The sequence below is a fragment of the Gilvimarinus chinensis DSM 19667 genome (assembly GCF_000377745.1).
Lineage (GTDB): Bacteria > Pseudomonadota > Gammaproteobacteria > Pseudomonadales > Cellvibrionaceae > Gilvimarinus > Gilvimarinus chinensis.
Window position 1 is genome coordinate 15,941 of the sequence record NZ_KB898716.1, and the last position, 17,004, is coordinate 32,944.

Genomic DNA, 17,004 nt, shown 5'->3' on the forward strand with positions numbered 1-17,004 from the left:
AGGCATTAATTTTTCCTGCATAAACTTTTCACTTAACCAAGTCCAACTATGAACCTTACCGATCTTAAAAAGAAACCCATTGAAGAACTGATTGATATCGCCCGCGAAATGGGGCAAGAAAACCTCGCCCGCTCGCGCAAACAAGACATCATCTTTAATATCCTCAAGCGCCACGCCAAAAGCGGCGAAGACATTTACGGCGACGGGGTACTGGAAATTCTACAAGACGGCTTCGGCTTTCTGCGTTCAGCCGACAGTTCATACTTGGCCGGTCCCGATGATATTTACGTATCACCCAGCCAAATTCGTCGCTTTAACTTACGTACCGGCGACACCATTGCGGGCAAGATTCGCCCCCCCAAAGAAGGCGAGCGCTACTTCGCACTGCTAAAAGTTAATGAAATTAACTTCGACAAGCCCGAAAGCTCCCGCAACAAAATTCTGTTTGAAAACCTCACCCCCCTCTTTCCCGATCAACGTTTACTGCTTGAAGCGGGCAACGGCTCTACCGAAGATTTAACCGGCCGAATCATTGATCTGATAAGCCCTATTGGTAAAGGCCAACGTGGTCTGATCGTCGCACCGCCCAAAGCGGGTAAGACCATCATGATGCAGAACATCGCTCAGGCCATCACTCGCAACAACCCCGAGTGTCACTTAATTGTCCTGCTGATTGATGAGCGCCCTGAAGAAGTGACCGAAATGCAGCGCTCCGTACGCGGCGAAGTGGTTGCCTCCACCTTCGATGAACCACCCGCGCGTCACGTGCAAGTGGCCGACATGGTGATTGAGCGCGCCAAACGCCTGGTAGAGCACAAAAAAGACGTGATCATCCTGCTGGACTCCATCACTCGTTTAGCCCGCGCTTACAACACCGTTATCCCCTCCTCCGGTAAAGTATTAACCGGTGGTGTGGATGCACACGCACTGGAGCGCCCCAAGCGTTTCTTCGGTGCCGCGCGTAACATCGAAGAAGGCGGCAGCCTGTCTATTATCGCCACCGCGCTGGTGGATACCGGCTCGAAAATGGACGAGGTTATTTACGAAGAGTTTAAAGGCACCGGTAACCTTGAGCTGCACCTTGATCGCAAGATCGCGGAAAAACGCACCTACCCCGCCATTAACGTACGTCGCTCCGGCACCCGCCGCGAAGACTTGTTAATGAAAGACGATGAAATGCAACGCGTGTGGATTTTGCGCCGCTTGCTGAACGATATGGAAGATGTAGCGGCTACCGAATTCTTGGTGGATAAGCTAAAAGACTTCAAAACCAACGATGAATTTTTCCTGTCGATGAAAAGAAAGTAAGAAACCAGTATATGGTTGACGGATAACGGGGGACGTAAATGTTCCCCGTTTTTCGTTATACTTTCCGGCCACCTTATCCCGTAAACCGTTTTCCGGACCCATCATGAAATACACCGACCTTCGCGATTTTATCTCCCAACTCGAAGCGCGCGGCGAACTTAAACGCATCAGCGTTGAGGTTGACCCTAACCTGGAAATGACCGAAATCTGCGACCGCACCCTGCGCGCAGGCGGCCCGGCCCTCTTGTTTGAAAACCCCAAAGGTTACGACATTCCGGTACTCGGCAACCTGTTCGGCACTCCTGAGCGAGTGGCCATGGGCATGGGCGAAGATTCGGTGGAAGCACTGCGCGAAATCGGCAAGCTCTTGGCCTTTTTAAAAGAACCGGAGCCACCCAAAGGCTTAAAAGACGCCTGGGAAAAAATGCCCATCTTTAAACAAGTGCTGAACATGGCGCCCAAGGTGTTAAAAAAAGCGCCCTGCCAAGAAGTCATCATTAATGAGCAGGACATCGACCTCGACAAACTTCCCATTCAAACCTGCTGGCCGGGCGATGCCGCGCCTCTGGTAACCTGGCCACTGGTCATTACCCGCGGCCCCCACAAAGAGCGCCAAAACCTCGGTATTTACCGTATGCAGAAAATCGGTAAAAACCGTCTGATTATGCGCTGGTTAAGCCACCGCGGCGGCGCGCTGGATTTTCGCGAATGGCAACAAGAGCATCCGGGCAAACCTTTTCCCGTAGCGGTTGCCTTGGGCGCCGACCCAGCTACGATTTTAGGGGCGGTCACACCCGTGCCAGATACGCTGAGCGAGTACGCTTTTGCAGGCCTGCTGCGGGGTGATAAAACCGAGGTGGTAAAAGCGGGCGACAATGAGCTGCAGGTACCCGCCTCGGCCGAGTTTATTTTAGAGGGCCACATCGCCCCGGACGATACGGCGCCCGAAGGGCCCTATGGTGATCACACCGGCTACTACAATGAAGTCGATAACTTTCCGGTCTTTACCGTCACCCGCATCACCCACCGTAAAGCCCCCATTTACCACAGCACCTATACCGGCCGCCCGCCAGATGAGCCTGCGGTACTGGGCCTGGCGCTGAACGAAGTTTTTATTCCGCTGCTGCAAAAGCAGTTTCCGGAAATTGTCGATTTTTATCTTCCGCCCGAAGGCTGCTCCTATCGCATGGCCGTCGTCACCATGAAAAAACAATATCCGGGACATGCCAAACGGGTGATGATGGGCGTTTGGTCATTCCTGCGTCAGTTCATGTACACCAAGTTTGTCATTGTCACTGACGACGACGTCAACGCCCGCGACTGGAAAGACGTCATCTGGGCGATCACCACCCGCATGGACCCCGCACGCGATACCACCCTGGTGGAAAACACCCCCATCGACTATTTGGATTTTGCCTCCCCCGTGTCGGGTCTGGGCTCCAAAATGGGTATGGACGCCACCAATAAGTGGCCGGGAGAAACCGAGCGCGAATGGGGCGAGCCCATTGTGATGGATGAGGCGGTCAAAACTCGCGTGGATGACTTATGGGACAGCTTAGGCATAGGCCCTACTGACACCAAAGCGCGTTAATAATTGCTAACACGGTTGTCACTCTTACGAGTGCCGTTTATCTTTAGCGGCACTCACAGTGACGCCCACTGCAGGCGTCTTTAACAATAACGGAGAAACGCCATGCGCTCATTTACTGCCAGGCTAGCCCTGACAACCGCCCTACTGATTTCAGCCCTCCCTGCGCTAGCAGAACAATTTAGCGTTCTGTTATTTACCAAAACCGGTGGCTGGCACCATAAATCCATCAATGCCGGTGTGGATGCCATGCAGGAAATGGCCGAGCGTCATCACTTTAAACTCGACTGGCAAGAAATGTCCGACGTGTTTGCCGATGACCGTCTGAAAAACTACGACGTCATCGTCTTCTTAAACACTACCGCCGATATTCTTAACGATGACCAGCAAGCCGCCATGGAGCGTTTTATTCAATCCGGCAAAGGCTTTGTCGGCATTCACTCAGCATCCGATACCGAATACGACTGGGACTGGTACACCAAAATGGTGGGCCGCACCTTCCACATCCATCCGGCCATTCAAACCGCCGAAGTGGAAGTTCTGGATCGTAAATTCCCAGGCCTTGAGCGCATGCCCGACCGCTTCCTTTGGACTGACGAATACTATGAGTTTGGTGCCGAGCGCATTGACGGCCTGAATTACATTCTCGCCGTAGATGAAAACACCTACGACCCTGTCGCTGACTGGGGCCAGGTTGCCGGTAAAGGCATGGGCTTTCACCCAATTGCCTGGTACCACGAATACGACGGCGGCCGTGCCTTCTACACCGGCCTCGGTCACATGCCCTCTACTTACAAAGACAAAATGTTCCTAGAACACATATACGGCGGCGTATACTGGGCTGCAACAGGAAAAGGCTTACGTACAAAACAATAATGGTATAAAAAAGCCCGCTATTTCATGCGGGCTTTTTTGTGTCACCAAAGCATTTACGGCCACCACATAAGAGCAATACCGTTAAGCATTCACACGAAATAACCGCCGCCTGAGGACCAAGCCAGGCCATCTCCAACAGGGGCCATCGACAGCGATTGTGCAAAATCACCAATACCAGCCTCCTTTTTCTGATATAACGCCAAACTAATACTCTTAGCTTGCCTATTGACACCAATCAGAGCCACACTAACACTTCTCTTGCACCTGCATGAGCAATAAATGTAAGCAGCGCCCGGTTAAAGGGCTAAACACCTTATCTATGGAAATTTGTCGTTAAGGCTGCTTAACTCAATAATTGTGAGTGCTATATTTTTTCCGGTTTTGTGAAATTTATGACTAAAGCAGGGCCCCAGCCCACATTAACCCAGCCTTTCAAAGTTACTCTTTTGGTCGCCAGCCTGTTAGCTTTGTTGGGTTTAGCCACATTCCTAACCATAACCATGGTACAACTACAGGCTGCTGCCAGCGCTTACTTAAGTGGGCTAAGCATTTGGAATCAGTCTCAGGTCGCAACTGTCTATCACCTTAATCGCTACGCCCAAAATGGTGATGAAGCCGACCTCAACAAAGCGCGAACTTATTTAGCCGTCCCCCTTGCAGACAGACGCGGTCGCCTGGCGATGGAAGCGGGTGCCCAGCACCCTGTCATTGAGCACGAGTTTATCCAAGGGGGAAGCGACCCAAGCGACGTTGCACTCATGATTTGGCTGTATGAAGACTTTGGCAGCTTACAGCATTTGCAAACCGCATTCTCCGCTTGGCGTGATTCAGACCCCTATATTCTCGCACTTGAACGCATTGCCGATGACATGCAGGCCTACTGGCAATCTCCAACCGGAGCGCCTCATTTACAGCAGTTAATCTCCGAGCTGGATCAAACGAATACGCAGCTACAACATCAAGCCCGAGAGTTCCGTCAAATCATGACCGACACCTGCCGTTGGCTGAAGGAACTTTTAAGCCTTATTAGCTTCGTCTTCTTTATTGTATTCGCACTGTTAGCGTCTTGGTTCATTTGGAATTTAGTGCAACTTCTGCAGGGCACCCAGCAAAAATTCCAGGCAATTTTTGAACAAGCTGCAGTGGGCATCCTGCACTTAAATAGCCATGGCAAGATTACCCGGGCGAACCCAGCCATTGCAGAAATTTTGCAGTGTGACAGCCGTCATCTGGAAGGTCTTCACTTACAGGACTTAATCCACCCTGAGGATTGGGATTTACATAAAATCCAGCAAGATAAAATGCTCCAGGGTGAAATTTTTCGCTTCACCATAGAACAACGCTTCATCAACGCCAATAAACCCCCTTTGTGGGCCAGGCTTACATTTTCTTGTGCGCCTAACCGAAACGAAAGCGTCGTCATTGTCGAGGACATTTCCGAATCACGTCGCCTTTCACGCGAGCTTAGCTATCAGGCCACTCATGATGCACTCACAGGCCTTTATAACCGACGCGCCTTTGAGCGCAGGCTCACGGAATCTTTAAAAAGAGCTCGAGCCGAATCCACCCAGCACACTCTTTGTTTTATTGACCTGGATCAGTTCAAGGTTGTAAATGACACATCAGGGCACTTTGCAGGAGATCGTTTATTACAGCAAATTGTTGATGTGTTTCGTCGTGAACTACGCGAATGCGATATGCTTGCGCGCCTCGGCGGCGATGAGTTTGCCATGATATTAGAAAATTGCCCGCTGGATGTGGCAGGCCGAATTGCAGAAAAACTGCGCCTTTCACTTGAGTCGTTTTATTTCGCCTGGGATGGACACAGCTACAAAGTCAGTTGCAGCATTGGCGTAGTTTCCATCTCTAGTAACGACAAAGATACTGAATCCATTATGCGGGCTGCGGATATTGCCTGCTATTTAGCCAAAGAAAAGGGAAGAAACCGCGTTTATATTTCTCGTGATGATGATCAACACCAACGTCAACGCGAAGGAGAAATGAACTGGCTGGCACGCATTCGAGATGCCATGAGTTCTGACCGAATGTTCCTGGATGCGCAAAAAATAATTCCTATTAAAACAAGCGACAACAGCATTTCCTATGAAGTACTGGTTCGACTAAAAGACGAAACTGGAAATGTCGTACCGCCTTCGGCATTTTTACCTGCCGCTGAAAGGTTTGGAGTAGCAGGCCAGATAGATCGATGGGTAATTGATAAAACCCTGTCGTTACTGTCAGCTTACCCCAATCATTTACAACGTTTAAAGAAATGTCACATAAACCTTTCCGGGGTCTCGCTGGACCAACCCGATATTTACGATTTCATAGCAGACTGTTTTCATCGCTATGCGGTTCCCCCTGAGAAAATCTGTTTTGAAGTCACCGAAACCGCCGCCGTTAACAATTTATTAGACGCTATCGATCTCATGGAAAAGTTAGGTGAGCTTGGCTGCAGTTTTGCTCTGGATGATTTTGGTACGGGTCTGTCGTCGTTTAGTTATCTGCGCCGCCTGCCAGCGGACACATTAAAAATTGACGGGGTTTTTGTGCGCGATATTGTCGAAGATAAAACCGACCTTGCCATGGTTCGCGCGATTAACGAGGTGGGCCAAACACTGGGTAAACACACCATTGCCGAGTTTGTTGAAACCCAGGAAAGCCTGGCGGTGCTAACCGCGATGGGGGTCGATGCCGCACAAGGTTATGGTTTGCACAAGCCCTCAAACTTTATTGAGCTGCTGCAAGAAACCAACGCTTCTTACACCTAGCCCTGAGCCAAATCACCAGTAACATGCCGCTATCCCCAAAGAGTTACGTTCATGATATTTAAAGCCGCATCGGTTCTTGCCTGCGCCTTCCTGCCCTCCTTGGCCCACGCCGAATGGATTTACCAGCAGGCGGATATTATGGGCACTCGTGTTACCGTCACCCTATGGCATGACAATATTGACCGGGGCGAAAATTTAGCGGCTCAGGTGCTGGATGAAATGCGCCGTATCGATACGCAATACAGCCCCTATAAGTCGCAGAGTGATTTATCGCGGATGAACCGCGAAGCCGCAACGACCGATGCCGCCAACCCCTGGGGTATTAGCGGCGAAATGACACGCCTGTTAAACAAAGCTCTCTACTACGGCCAACTTACTGACGGCGCGTTCGACATTACCTACGCGTCTCTGGCACGCTATTACGATTACCGCAAAGGCGAACAGCCCAGTGCCGAGCAGCGCGCCCAACTGTTACCGGCCATTGATTACAAACACGTCGTTCTGGATACCGAGGCGCACACGGTCTACTACCGTCATCCGGCGGTGTACGTAGACTTAGGCGGTATCGCCAAAGGCTATGCGGTGGATCAGGCGATCGAGCTGCTGCAGGAAAACGGAGTCGAGCACGCCAGTGTCAGCGCCGGAGGCGACAGCCGGGTGCTGGGCGATCGGCGCGGCCGCCCCTGGATGGTCGGCATTAAAAAACCCCGTGGCGGCGATGGTGTGGCTATTACCTTGCCCTTAACGGACGCCGCTATTTCCACCTCGGGCGATTACGAGCGCTATTTTATCGATGACAAGGGTGAGTGGGTGCATCACATCATCAACCCGCAAAGTGGTAAAAGTGCCGGTGAGCTGGCCAGCGTCAGTATTATCGGCCCCGAGGGTTTTGATACCGACGCCCTTTCCACCAGTGTATTTGTGTTGGGTGTGGAAAAAGGGCTGACACTTATCAACCGCTTGTCCGGCTTTGATGCGGTAGTGATTACCCGTGAAGGTAAGGTGCATTACAGCTCCGGGCTGGCGGCGGGGGAATGAAAACGGCTAGACCCTTGCTTGTGCCTTAGTGTTCAGCAATAGTAGGCAGCAGAATTTAACCAACAAAGCCGCAAGTAGGTGACTCTAATCACAGCCGGGCGCGGCGCATGTCTCTACAATAGGGCAAGATCGTGCGGGCTATAACCACAGCATAAGGCTCGCCTCACAGGAAGACACCATGATTCGAATTCTTTTACTGCTGGCGCTTTGCTTGGGGGCGGCGCCAGTTTTCGCGCAGGCCAGTGCGGACGATGCCGAGGCGCTGAAGCAGAGCGCGCTTAACCTCAATCGCGATTTGCTGATTCTGGAAGAAGAACTGCTCTACCCGCCCAACAGCCAGGTGGCGGTGTATCTCAGCATGGATGTAGCCGAGTACTTCGCCCTGGATGCGGTGAAACTGAAAATCGACGACACCTTTGTCGCCGCCGAGCTCTACAGTGAAAAGCAGGTCGACGCCCTGATTCGCGGCGGCATTCAAAAGCTGTATATCGGTAACGTCAAAAGCGGCAGTCACGAAATAAGCGCCTTTTTTACCGGAATTGGCCCGCAGGGTCAGCCCTACAAGCGCGCCGCCGCCATCACCATTGATAAATCCACAGCGCCCGTGGTGCTGGAGTTAAAAATTGTCGACTCCACCGCCAAGCTGCAACCGGTGTTTGAAATCAAGCAATGGGAGCTGTAAGCCACAGCCTTTGCCTGGCGTTAGTGGTGTGCCTGAGCGGCGTTGCGAGCGCGGCGCAAAAGCCCGGTGACAAACACAGCGCGGCGCATAACCTGGATTATGGCGAGGGCCTGTACCACTACTACCAGGGCGACTACGCCGAGGCGCTCTCGACCCTTGAGCTTGCCCGCCAGCAGGGCGGCATCAGCGGCCATGGGCACTACCCAGAATTAATGCGCGCCGGTATGTACCTGGCCTACGGCATGACCGCCAAAGCCCGCGCCGAATTCGCCGCCCACCTGGGCCAGGGCGAAGCCCCCGAGGTACGCGATACCGCGCATTTTTATCTCGCCCGGCTCAGCTATCAGGCGGGCGACTACCCCGCAGCGGCGAATCATTTACAGGCGTTAGAAGGTGCTTTGCCGGCGTCACTGCAAGACGAAGCGGCGCTGCTCGCAGTGCATTTGCGTATTCAAACCCAGGGCGCGCCCAGTTTAAACAGCGCCCAGAGCTTGCTTGAGCCTCTCACCGATAACACTTATCTCGCGCTGTTGAATTTAGGCAATAGTGCCTCCCGCGCAGGCGATCCGATTCGCGCGCAAAGCTATTACAAAGCCATGCTTGAGGCCGAGCCACCCGAGGATAAAAACCGGGTAGAAGAGTACCTGGCGGTGCGCGACAAAACCTACACCGCCCTCGGCTACAGCTACTTGGGCCAGCGCGATTACGCCTCGGCCAAGGCCGCGTTTCGCGAGGTAAGGCTGGATAACGCCCTGGCCAATCGCGCCCTGCTCGGCTACGGCTGGGCCGCCGCCAGCTACCACGACTATGTGCTGGCGCTAAAGCCCTGGCAGGCGCTGCGCCAGCGCTCACTGTTGGACCCGGCGGTGCAGGAATCCTTACTGGCGGTGCCCTGGGCCTACGAGCAAATTGATGCCACCGGCGCCGCCCTGGGTGCCTACCGCGAGTCGGAGCAGCTGCTTAACACCGAACTTGCGAATCTCGATACCGCCATCGGCGCCATGAGCCGTGAGGCGTTGCTGGCGCAATTAACCGGCGATGCGCCGCACCCCAGCCTTAACAGCGCCCCAGGCACGCTAAAACAAAACTGGCTTACGCTGGATAGCGTAAGCGTGATGAGCAGCGATTTAACCTATCTGGATGGGCTGTTAATCAGCGATGAGTTTCAGGCTCAGGTGCAAAGCCTGCGTGACTTACTCGCGCTGGCGGATAAGTTCGACCATTGGCGCCACAAGCTCGCTATTTACGGTCAATTGCTGGAGGAAAAACGCAGCCGCCGCGCCGCCCGCGCCCAGCAAGTAGCCGACAGTGGCCTGCTGCTACAGCCCGCCGAACTGATGCAAGAGCGCGATCAACTGGCCAATACCCTGGCCCAAGTGCGCCAAGAGCGTGATGTTCTGGCGCTGGCCGAGGGCGACATCGCGGCCTTGTATCAACGGTTACAAAACGCCGAAGCGGCCCTGCAAAGGCTGGCGGGCAGTGGCCGCGCCCCGGCGGATGCCGCCGCCAAGCTCAAGCTCTATCGCGGTATTTTAACTTGGCAAGCCGAGCAGAACTTCGCCCACAACACCTGGCAAATTCAAAAGCGTTTGCATCAGATTGATACCACACTGGAACAATCGCAAACCCGTGCAGCAAGTATTCAAAAGTTGCTGGCAGAAGACCCGGATATCGATGCCGATCTCGCCCGCTTGGCGCAAATCAGCCAGCAAAACAGCCAGCAGCTGGCCGAGTTGCGCAGCGCCATCAACGCCCGCGCCGAGGCCTTAGCGAATACGCTAACCGAGCATTTACAGGGCCATCGCGCCCGCCTTAACGACTATCTGGCGCAAACGCGCCTCAGCATCGCGCGCCTGCTGGATGATGCCTATCGCGCCGATACCCCCACAGACGGTCCGCAGCTGCCCGAGGTGGCGCAATGAATTGGCATCGCACGCCGTCTTCGTTCACCTTGCCGTTGGCGTTATCGCTGGTGTTGTCGGCCTGTGGCCATAACCCGGTAGAGGACAGCCGCACCCTGGCAGACCTGCCCGAGCCTGTCATCCCCAGGCACGACGAAGGTGTGGCCGCCGAAAATCTGGAGCAGATAGAAGCCCAATACCGCGCCGCCCTGCTGGTGGCCACCGACCCCGAAGTGCGCCACCACATTCAAGTGCGCCTGGCGGATTTAGAAATGGCCCGCAGCGAACAGGCTCAGCAAGAGGCCCGTACCCTTACCGCCTTTTTCGCCGAGCCCATCAGTCACTATCAGGCGCTGGTAGCCACCTACGAGGCAGACCCGGCGCAATCGGTGGCGAGCGCGCCAGATGCCCTCTACTACAAGCTCGCCAAGGCCTACGCACTGGACGGTCGCGACCGCGAAGCCGCCGCCACCCTGGACGAGCTGGCGCAGCGCTTTCCCGATTCCCCTTATATTCACGAGGCGCAGTTCCGCCGCGCTGAGCGCGCCTTTGCCGCGGGCGATTACGAACTGGCCGAGGCCCTCTACCTTGAAGTTGCCACCAGCCCCACCAGCGCCTTTGCCGATAATGCCCTGTACATGCAGGGCTGGGCCGCGTACAAGCAATCGCGCTACGGCGATGCGCTGGGGCAGTTTACCCAGCTGCTGGACGACGCCTTCGCCGGCGCGGTGCTGCCCTCGCAGGTGGCCACGGCGATGTCGCGCATGGACCCCAACCAGCGCAATCTGGTAGACGACACCCTGCGGGTGCTCAGCTTTACTTACGCCAACCTCGACGGCGCCCAGTCTATTGCCGAACAGCAGCAAGACATCGGCGCCCGGCCCTATCAATACTTGCTGTACCAGCAGCTGGGTGAGCTGTACCTGAGCCAAGAGCGCTACCTGGACAGCGCCGATACCTACGCCCGCTTTGTCAGTAACAACCCCAGCGCAGACATCGCGCCCGACTTTTCCATTCGCGAAATTGAGGTGTATCAGGCGGGCGGCTTTCCCTCGCTGGTGTTGCCCGCCAAGCGCGCTTACGTAAATCACTATGGTATTTACAGCAACTACTGGCAGGCCCGCGCCGGTATTGCCACCCCCGCCACCGGTCTGGCGGCGCGTCAGGTGGTGCGCAGCAACCGGCCGCGCAATATGAGTGCGCAGGCCTTGGCTAAGCTCAAGCTGTATCTGGAAGAGCTGGCGCGCCACAACCACGCCGAAGCGCAGCGTCTGGCCAAAGCGCAAAACGACGCCAATGCCCTGGCCCCGTCCCGCGCCGATGTGCGCCGCGCCTACGCCGATGCTGCAGAGCTGTACGAAGAGTTTCTGCTCACCTTCCCGCTGGATGAACGCGCCGGCGAGATCAACTTCCTGATGGCCGAGGCCTATAACGAAAGCGGCCGCACCATCGCCGCGCTGGGCGCTTACGAAACCGTCGCGTTTGAGCGCATAGACGCCACCTATGGCGCGGATGCCGGCTACAGCGCGGTACTGCTGAGCCAAAACCTGATTGAGCGCTCGAAGGCGGGCGAAAACCTGCCCACCGATTCCCTTACTGATGAGCCGGTGCAGAGCAAGCTGTGGCAGTGGCAAGAGCGCAAAATCGACAACGCCATTAAATTTGCCGACACCTACCCACAGGATGAGCGCGCCATTGTGGTATTAACCCAGGCCGCCCCCGAGCTGATGTACCAGGGTGAGCTGGCGCGCGCCTCGCAGGTGGCGCGACGGGTGATTACCTGGCAGCCCGCCCCAGAGGGCGACTTGCTCTACACCGCCTGGCTGACTCTGGGGCATTCAGAGTTTGAACAGCAGCTTTACCCCGAGGCCGAGGCCGCCTACTGGCAGGCGCTTGAGCTACACGCCAACTACGGCCAAAAGCCCGGCTCGCCCACCGCCGCCGAGCTGCGCGAGCGCATTGCCGCCAGCATCTACCAGCAGGCGCAGCTAGCGCTGGCCAGTGGTGATAACGCCACCGCTATCAATCAGTTGCTGCGCATTCACACCGAGCTGCCGGGTACAAGCATTGCCGCCACCGCCTTGTTCGATGCCGGGCACACCGCGCAAATGGCCGGTGACTATGCCCAGGCCCAGAGTCTGTTAAGCGAGTTTAAAACCGCCTACCCCAACCATGAACTGAGCGCGCGCCTGCCCGCCAAACTGATTGTGATTCACGAGGCGCAGGGCAACTGGGCCGCTGCCGCCGCGCTGCTGAGCGCTCAGGCCAGTGCCAATGCTGGCACCGAGTTGGGCCGCCAGTCGCTGTTAAGCGCCGCCGAGTACTACGATAAAGAAGGCGACTGGGAGCAGGCCCGCGACCACTACCGTGATTACGCCCACAGCTACGCCGAACCCGTCAGCGAGCGGCTGGAGGTAGAGCTGCGCCTGTCCGAGCTGTACAACGAGGTGGGCGATAGCGAAAGCCGGGATTTTTGGCTGGCGCGCATTGTTAAAACCGCGCAGCAAAACCCCACCGAGCGCAGTCGCTATTTGGGCGCGCAGGCGGCGACCACCCTGGCCGAAGCGCCCTACCACCGGTTTAAAAACATCGCCCTTACCCTGCCCATCCAGCAGAGCCTGGGGCAAAAGCGCAGCGCGCTGGATGCGGCCCTGGCCGCGCAACAGCAGGTGCTGGACTTTAAAGTGGCGGACTTTACCACCCGCGCCAATTTCTTTATCGGCGAAATTTACACCTCGCTGGCGCGCGATTTAATGGACTCCGAACGGCCTGCCAACCTCAACGCGCTGGAGCTGGAGCAATACGATATTCTGCTGGAAGAACAGGCCTACCCCTTTGAAGAAAAAGCCATCGACTTACACGAAGCCAACGCCCAGCGCAGCTGGCAGGGGCTTTACGATGACTGGGTCGCGGCCAGTATTCAGTCGCTGGCAAAACTACTGCCCGCGCGCTACGGCAAACAGGAACAAACCGTGGAGGTGGCCCGTGAGATTCGCTAAGCCACTGCTGGCGTTATCGGGTGTGTTGCTGCTGAGCGCCTGCGCCAGCTCCCCCGAACAGCCTACTGATGCCGCTACAGCCGAGGCGGAAATGGCCCAGGCGGAAGCCAGCGAGCAGGCCTTTAACGCCGCGCTACCGCCGGGCCCTGTTACCATTAATCCTTACCTGCAAGGCCCTGCGCCCAAAGTGAGCGCTGACATACAAAACAGTTTTGCCACCGCACAGCAGCAAATGACGCAACAGCGCTGGAGTGATGCGCGCCACACCCTGCAAGCGCTGGTGGTGCAGGCGCCCGAGTTATCCGGCCCCTGGCTTAATCTCGGTATTGTCTGGGTGCAGCTCAACGAGCCTGGTCAGGCCCGCGCCGCCTTTGACCGCGCCCTGGCCGCCAACCCGCTGAATGTGGATGCCTACAACCATCTGGCGGCGCTGGAGCGGCGCGAAGGCAATTTTGCCCAGGCGCAAGAGCTGTACGAGCAGGCGCTGGCGGTGTGGCCACACTCAATTGCCAGCCATAAAAACCTGGGTATCTTGCAGGACATTTACACCGGCGACTGGCCCCAGGCGCTGCTGCACTATCAGGCCGCCCAGTACCTGACCGAGCAAACCCAGGGCGCACCGGATACACAACTGGCGGGTTGGATTATCGACTTACAGCGGCGTATGACCGCACAGGGGGCGCAGTGAAGCCGTTAGTTTTAAACGCAGCAGCTTTTATCGCCGCGCTGTTATTGCCACTGGCGGCGCAAGCGCAGGATGAACGCCTGGAAAGCACAATCACCGGTAATCAGGAGCAGCCCCAGGTGCTGTACATTGTGCCCTGGCAAACGCCCGACAGCCCCACGCTTAAATACGATGTGGTACGCGACCAGTCCGCCGCCGTGTTTGAGCATTTAGAGCGCTCAGAGCTTCACCGCGAGTTAAACCTGCTGGATCAGATTGAGCCAGCATCGCAAGCGAGCAATAAAAATGAGACACAGCTAACAGAAACATCGCAGGCATCACAAACCGATACGAACAACTGAGGCATAATGCGCCGGTATTTTGGGGGACGCCCAGCGGCGCAGAGCAACACACAAGGTAAATAACTATGGATTTTTTCTCCACGATCGTGCGCTTTTTCCAAAACGGTGGGCCTTTTATGTACCCCATCGCGCTGGTGCTGATTATCGGCCTGGTGATTGCGGTAGAACGCTATCTGGTGCTCAGCGCCGCGCGCCGCGCCAACAGCCAGGCGTTTAACCGGGTCATGCCGCTGCTGAAAAAACGCGACTATCAGGGCGTGGTGCAACTGGGCCGTTCAGACGATGCCCCCATCGCTCGCATCGTTGCCGCCGGGGTGGCGCGTATGGGCCAGTCGGGCAATCGCGACGATATCGAACTGGCCATGGAAGAGGGCGTATTAGAAGCCATGCCGCGGCTTGAAAAGCGCACGCCTTACTTAGCCACTTTGGCGAATATCGCCACCCTTTTAGGGCTTTTGGGTACCATTATCGGCCTGATTGCCGCCTTTACCGCCGTGGCTGAGGCCGATCCCGCCGAAAAAGCCACCTTGCTCTCAAACAGTATTTCGGTGGCCATGAACACCACCGCCTTTGGTCTTATTTCCGCCATTCCGCTGCTGCTGTTTCACGCCATGCTGCAAACCAAAACCACCGAGCTTGTGGACTCGCTGGAAATGACCGGCGTGAAGTGCCTTAACCTTCTGACCGGCAGCGCCCAGCCCAAAGCGGCCGCCGCCAGTCAGCCCGCTCCCAGAGCCGGGGTGTAAGGCTGGCCCATGCGCTTTAGAAGACGGCGCCACAACGAGGAAGCCGAGCTCAACATCACCTCCTTTATGAATCTGATGATCGTATTGGTGCCGGTGCTGTTGCTGAGCATGGTGTTCTCGCGCATTACCGTGCTGGAACTCAACCTGCCGGATTCCGCCTCGGCCAGCAGCGCCGAAGACTCCGAGGATATGGACTTTCTGGAAGTGGTTCTCTACCCGGATTACCTGGGCATTAACCACCCGGCGGGCAACCGCGCGTTTTCCGTCTGCCCGCACACCGAGGGCGACATGGCAGGTACTCACAACTACGCCGAGCTGACCGAGGCGCTCAAGCAAATCAAAATCCGCTTGGAAGACGACTACCAGATCGAGAAAAACGACATTGTCCTCCTGGCCCAGCCAGACACAGATTACCAAACCATTGTCAGCACCATGGACGCGGTGCGCTCGTTTAAAGCCGTGGTGGCCGCCAACGTGGTGGATGCCTCGCTGTTCCCGCAAATCTCGCTGGGCGATGCCCCCGACAATGACCCGCTGCGCGATCAGGTGCCCTGCGACACGGTGAGCGGAGGTGCGCCATGAAACAATCACTGCGCGCCAAGCGCATGGCCAAGCACCATCGCCGCAACCAAGCGGTACCCAAGCTGAACCTGGTATCGCTGATGGATATTTTCACCATCCTGGTGTTCTTTTTGTTGGTCAACTCGTCCGACGTTGAGGTACTGACCAACGACAAATCCATCAAGCTGCCAGCCTCCATCGCCGACACAGTGCCCGAAACCACCCTGGTGGTGATGGTAAACGACGAGAACATTCTGGTGGGGGGCCGTCCGGTTACCGACATTGCCAGCATTGGTGAAGACCCGGAAATCGAGCCCCTGCTAACCGAGCTGGAATACCGCGCCTCGCGCCGCAACATCACCCCCGAGCAACAAGCCAAGGGCTTGCCCATTACCATCATGGGCGACAAAGCCATCCCTTATACCTTGCTCAAACAGGTTATGAATACCTGCGCCCAGGCGGGCTACCGAGATATCGCACTGGCAGTGAACAAAACCGCCGACAAACGCGGCGAAGCGCTTGAGGGGGCTAAGCAGTAATGGCCCGCCGGCAGACACCAGAATGGCAATCGCCTTTTGCCCGCAGCGCGGCGGACGACTCGCGCTTTGGCAAAATCCTGATCGGGGCCGTGGCCGTATTTGCCATCGCCGGGGTGGTGGTGCCGCTCATTCAACTGCCGGAAATTGAACGCGCCGAAAAAGAAGAGCTGCCGCCGCAACTGGCGCGGGTACTGTTAGAAAAACAGGAAATCGAGCCGCCCCCACCGCCGCCTGAGCCCGAGCCTGAGCCAGAACCGGAAGAAGAACCAGAACCCGAAGAGCCGCCGGAGCCAGAAGAGGTGCCCGAACCGGAGCCGGAACCCGAAGTGGTGCCCGAGCCAGAGCCAATCACCGAAGTGGATAAAGCGCGGGAAAAAGCCAAAACCACCGGCGTGCTGCAATTTCAAGACGCCCTGGCGGATATGCGCGAGGCCATAGATACCAAAGCCGTTGCCAGCGAAAACATCACCCGTGGCCAGGCCGAAGCCGAACGCACCCAGCGCGATTTAATTACCAGCAACGCCGAAGCCGACAGCGGCGGTATCAACACCGCCGCGCTTTCCACCGACACCGGCGGCGTCGCCCTGTCGGGCCGCGAAACCACCCAGGTAGAAAGCCCGCTGGGCGGTGAAGATGCCGTAGCCTCCGCCGCGCCCGCCAAAAGCCGCACTGCATCCGAGCGCACCGACGAAGAAATTCGCCAAGTCATGAGCCAGCACGCCAGCGCGCTGGATCGCTACTACCGCCGCGCCCTGCGCAGCAACCCAGCACTGCAGGGCAAGGTGGTGTTAAAGCTGGTAATCAATCCCGACGGGACACTGGCAGACGTGAGTATCGTTAGCTCTGGTCTGAACGATCCGGATTTGGAAGCCAAGGTGTTGGCGCGGGTTAAGTTGATTACCTTCCCGGCGCGTAGTGATGTGATTGTTACTACACGGAATTATACTTTGAATTTTTTGCCGCAACTGT

Annotated in this window: 14 protein-coding genes; all 14 read left to right on the forward strand. The window is 56.4% G+C overall.

Annotated elements, in window-relative coordinates; genetic code table 11:
* Nucleotides 1–48: 48 nt before the first annotated feature.
* Nucleotides 49–1,308 carry a transcription termination factor Rho gene (gene rho, locus D568_RS0117965; RefSeq protein ID WP_020210998.1) on the forward strand — a complete coding sequence of 420 codons (1,260 nt, stop codon included), beginning with the start codon at nt 49–51 and terminating at the stop codon, nt 1,306–1,308.
* 103 nt (nt 1,309–1,411) lie between these two features.
* On the forward strand, nt 1,412–2,899 hold the full coding sequence (ubiD, locus tag D568_RS0117970) for a 4-hydroxy-3-polyprenylbenzoate decarboxylase (RefSeq protein WP_020210999.1): 1,488 nt from the start codon (nt 1,412–1,414) through the stop codon (nt 2,897–2,899).
* 102 nt (nt 2,900–3,001) lie between these two features.
* Nucleotides 3,002–3,772 (forward strand): ThuA domain-containing protein, encoded by a 771-nt coding sequence (locus D568_RS0117975; protein WP_020211000.1) that lies wholly within the window; start codon nt 3,002–3,004, stop codon nt 3,770–3,772.
* Between the two features lie 392 nt (nt 3,773–4,164).
* Nucleotides 4,165–6,543 carry a putative bifunctional diguanylate cyclase/phosphodiesterase gene (locus D568_RS0117985; protein ID WP_020211002.1) on the forward strand — a complete coding sequence of 793 codons (2,379 nt, stop codon included), beginning with the start codon at nt 4,165–4,167 and terminating at the stop codon, nt 6,541–6,543.
* A 51-nt stretch (nt 6,544–6,594) separates the two neighbouring features.
* On the forward strand, nt 6,595–7,581 hold the full coding sequence (locus tag D568_RS0117990; protein ID WP_020211003.1) for an FAD:protein FMN transferase: 987 nt from the start codon (nt 6,595–6,597) through the stop codon (nt 7,579–7,581).
* A gap of 178 nt (nt 7,582–7,759) precedes the next feature.
* Complete coding sequence (locus D568_RS0117995; RefSeq protein ID WP_020211004.1) at nt 7,760–8,263, forward strand: hypothetical protein; 504 nt, start codon at nt 7,760–7,762, stop codon at nt 8,261–8,263.
* Nucleotides 8,251–10,185, forward strand: coding sequence for a coiled-coil domain-containing protein (locus D568_RS0118000; RefSeq protein ID WP_020211005.1), 1,935 nt, complete (start codon nt 8,251–8,253; stop codon nt 10,183–10,185). Before D568_RS0117995 ends, D568_RS0118000 begins: the two co-directional genes overlap by 13 nt.
* On the forward strand, nt 10,182–13,163 hold the full coding sequence (locus D568_RS0118005; RefSeq protein WP_020211006.1) for a tetratricopeptide repeat protein: 2,982 nt from the start codon (nt 10,182–10,184) through the stop codon (nt 13,161–13,163). The genes D568_RS0118000 and D568_RS0118005 overlap by 4 nt, the downstream gene beginning before the upstream one ends.
* Complete coding sequence (locus tag D568_RS0118010) at nt 13,150–13,851, forward strand: tetratricopeptide repeat protein (protein WP_020211007.1); 702 nt, start codon at nt 13,150–13,152, stop codon at nt 13,849–13,851. Before D568_RS0118005 ends, D568_RS0118010 begins: the two co-directional genes overlap by 14 nt.
* A complete protein-coding gene (locus D568_RS20680; RefSeq protein ID WP_020211008.1) occupies nt 13,848–14,189 on the forward strand; it encodes a hypothetical protein in 342 nt (113 codons plus the stop codon). Before D568_RS0118010 ends, D568_RS20680 begins: the two co-directional genes overlap by 4 nt.
* A gap of 65 nt (nt 14,190–14,254) precedes the next feature.
* A complete protein-coding gene (locus tag D568_RS0118020) occupies nt 14,255–14,935 on the forward strand; it encodes a MotA/TolQ/ExbB proton channel family protein (protein WP_020211009.1) in 681 nt (226 codons plus the stop codon).
* Between the two features lie 9 nt (nt 14,936–14,944).
* The gene (locus D568_RS0118025; RefSeq protein WP_020211010.1) at nt 14,945–15,517 is read left to right on the forward strand and encodes an ExbD/TolR family protein; all 573 of its coding nucleotides are present in this window, start codon (nt 14,945–14,947) and stop codon (nt 15,515–15,517) included.
* Nucleotides 15,514–16,035: an ExbD/TolR family protein gene (locus D568_RS0118030; protein ID WP_020211011.1), complete on the forward strand. Its 522-nt coding sequence runs from the start codon at nt 15,514–15,516 to the stop codon at nt 16,033–16,035. The genes D568_RS0118025 and D568_RS0118030 overlap by 4 nt, the downstream gene beginning before the upstream one ends.
* A partial coding sequence (locus D568_RS21765) for an AgmX/PglI C-terminal domain-containing protein (RefSeq protein ID WP_020211012.1) occupies nt 16,035–17,004 on the forward strand: 970 nt, incomplete at its 3' end. The genes D568_RS0118030 and D568_RS21765, both read left to right, overlap by 1 nt.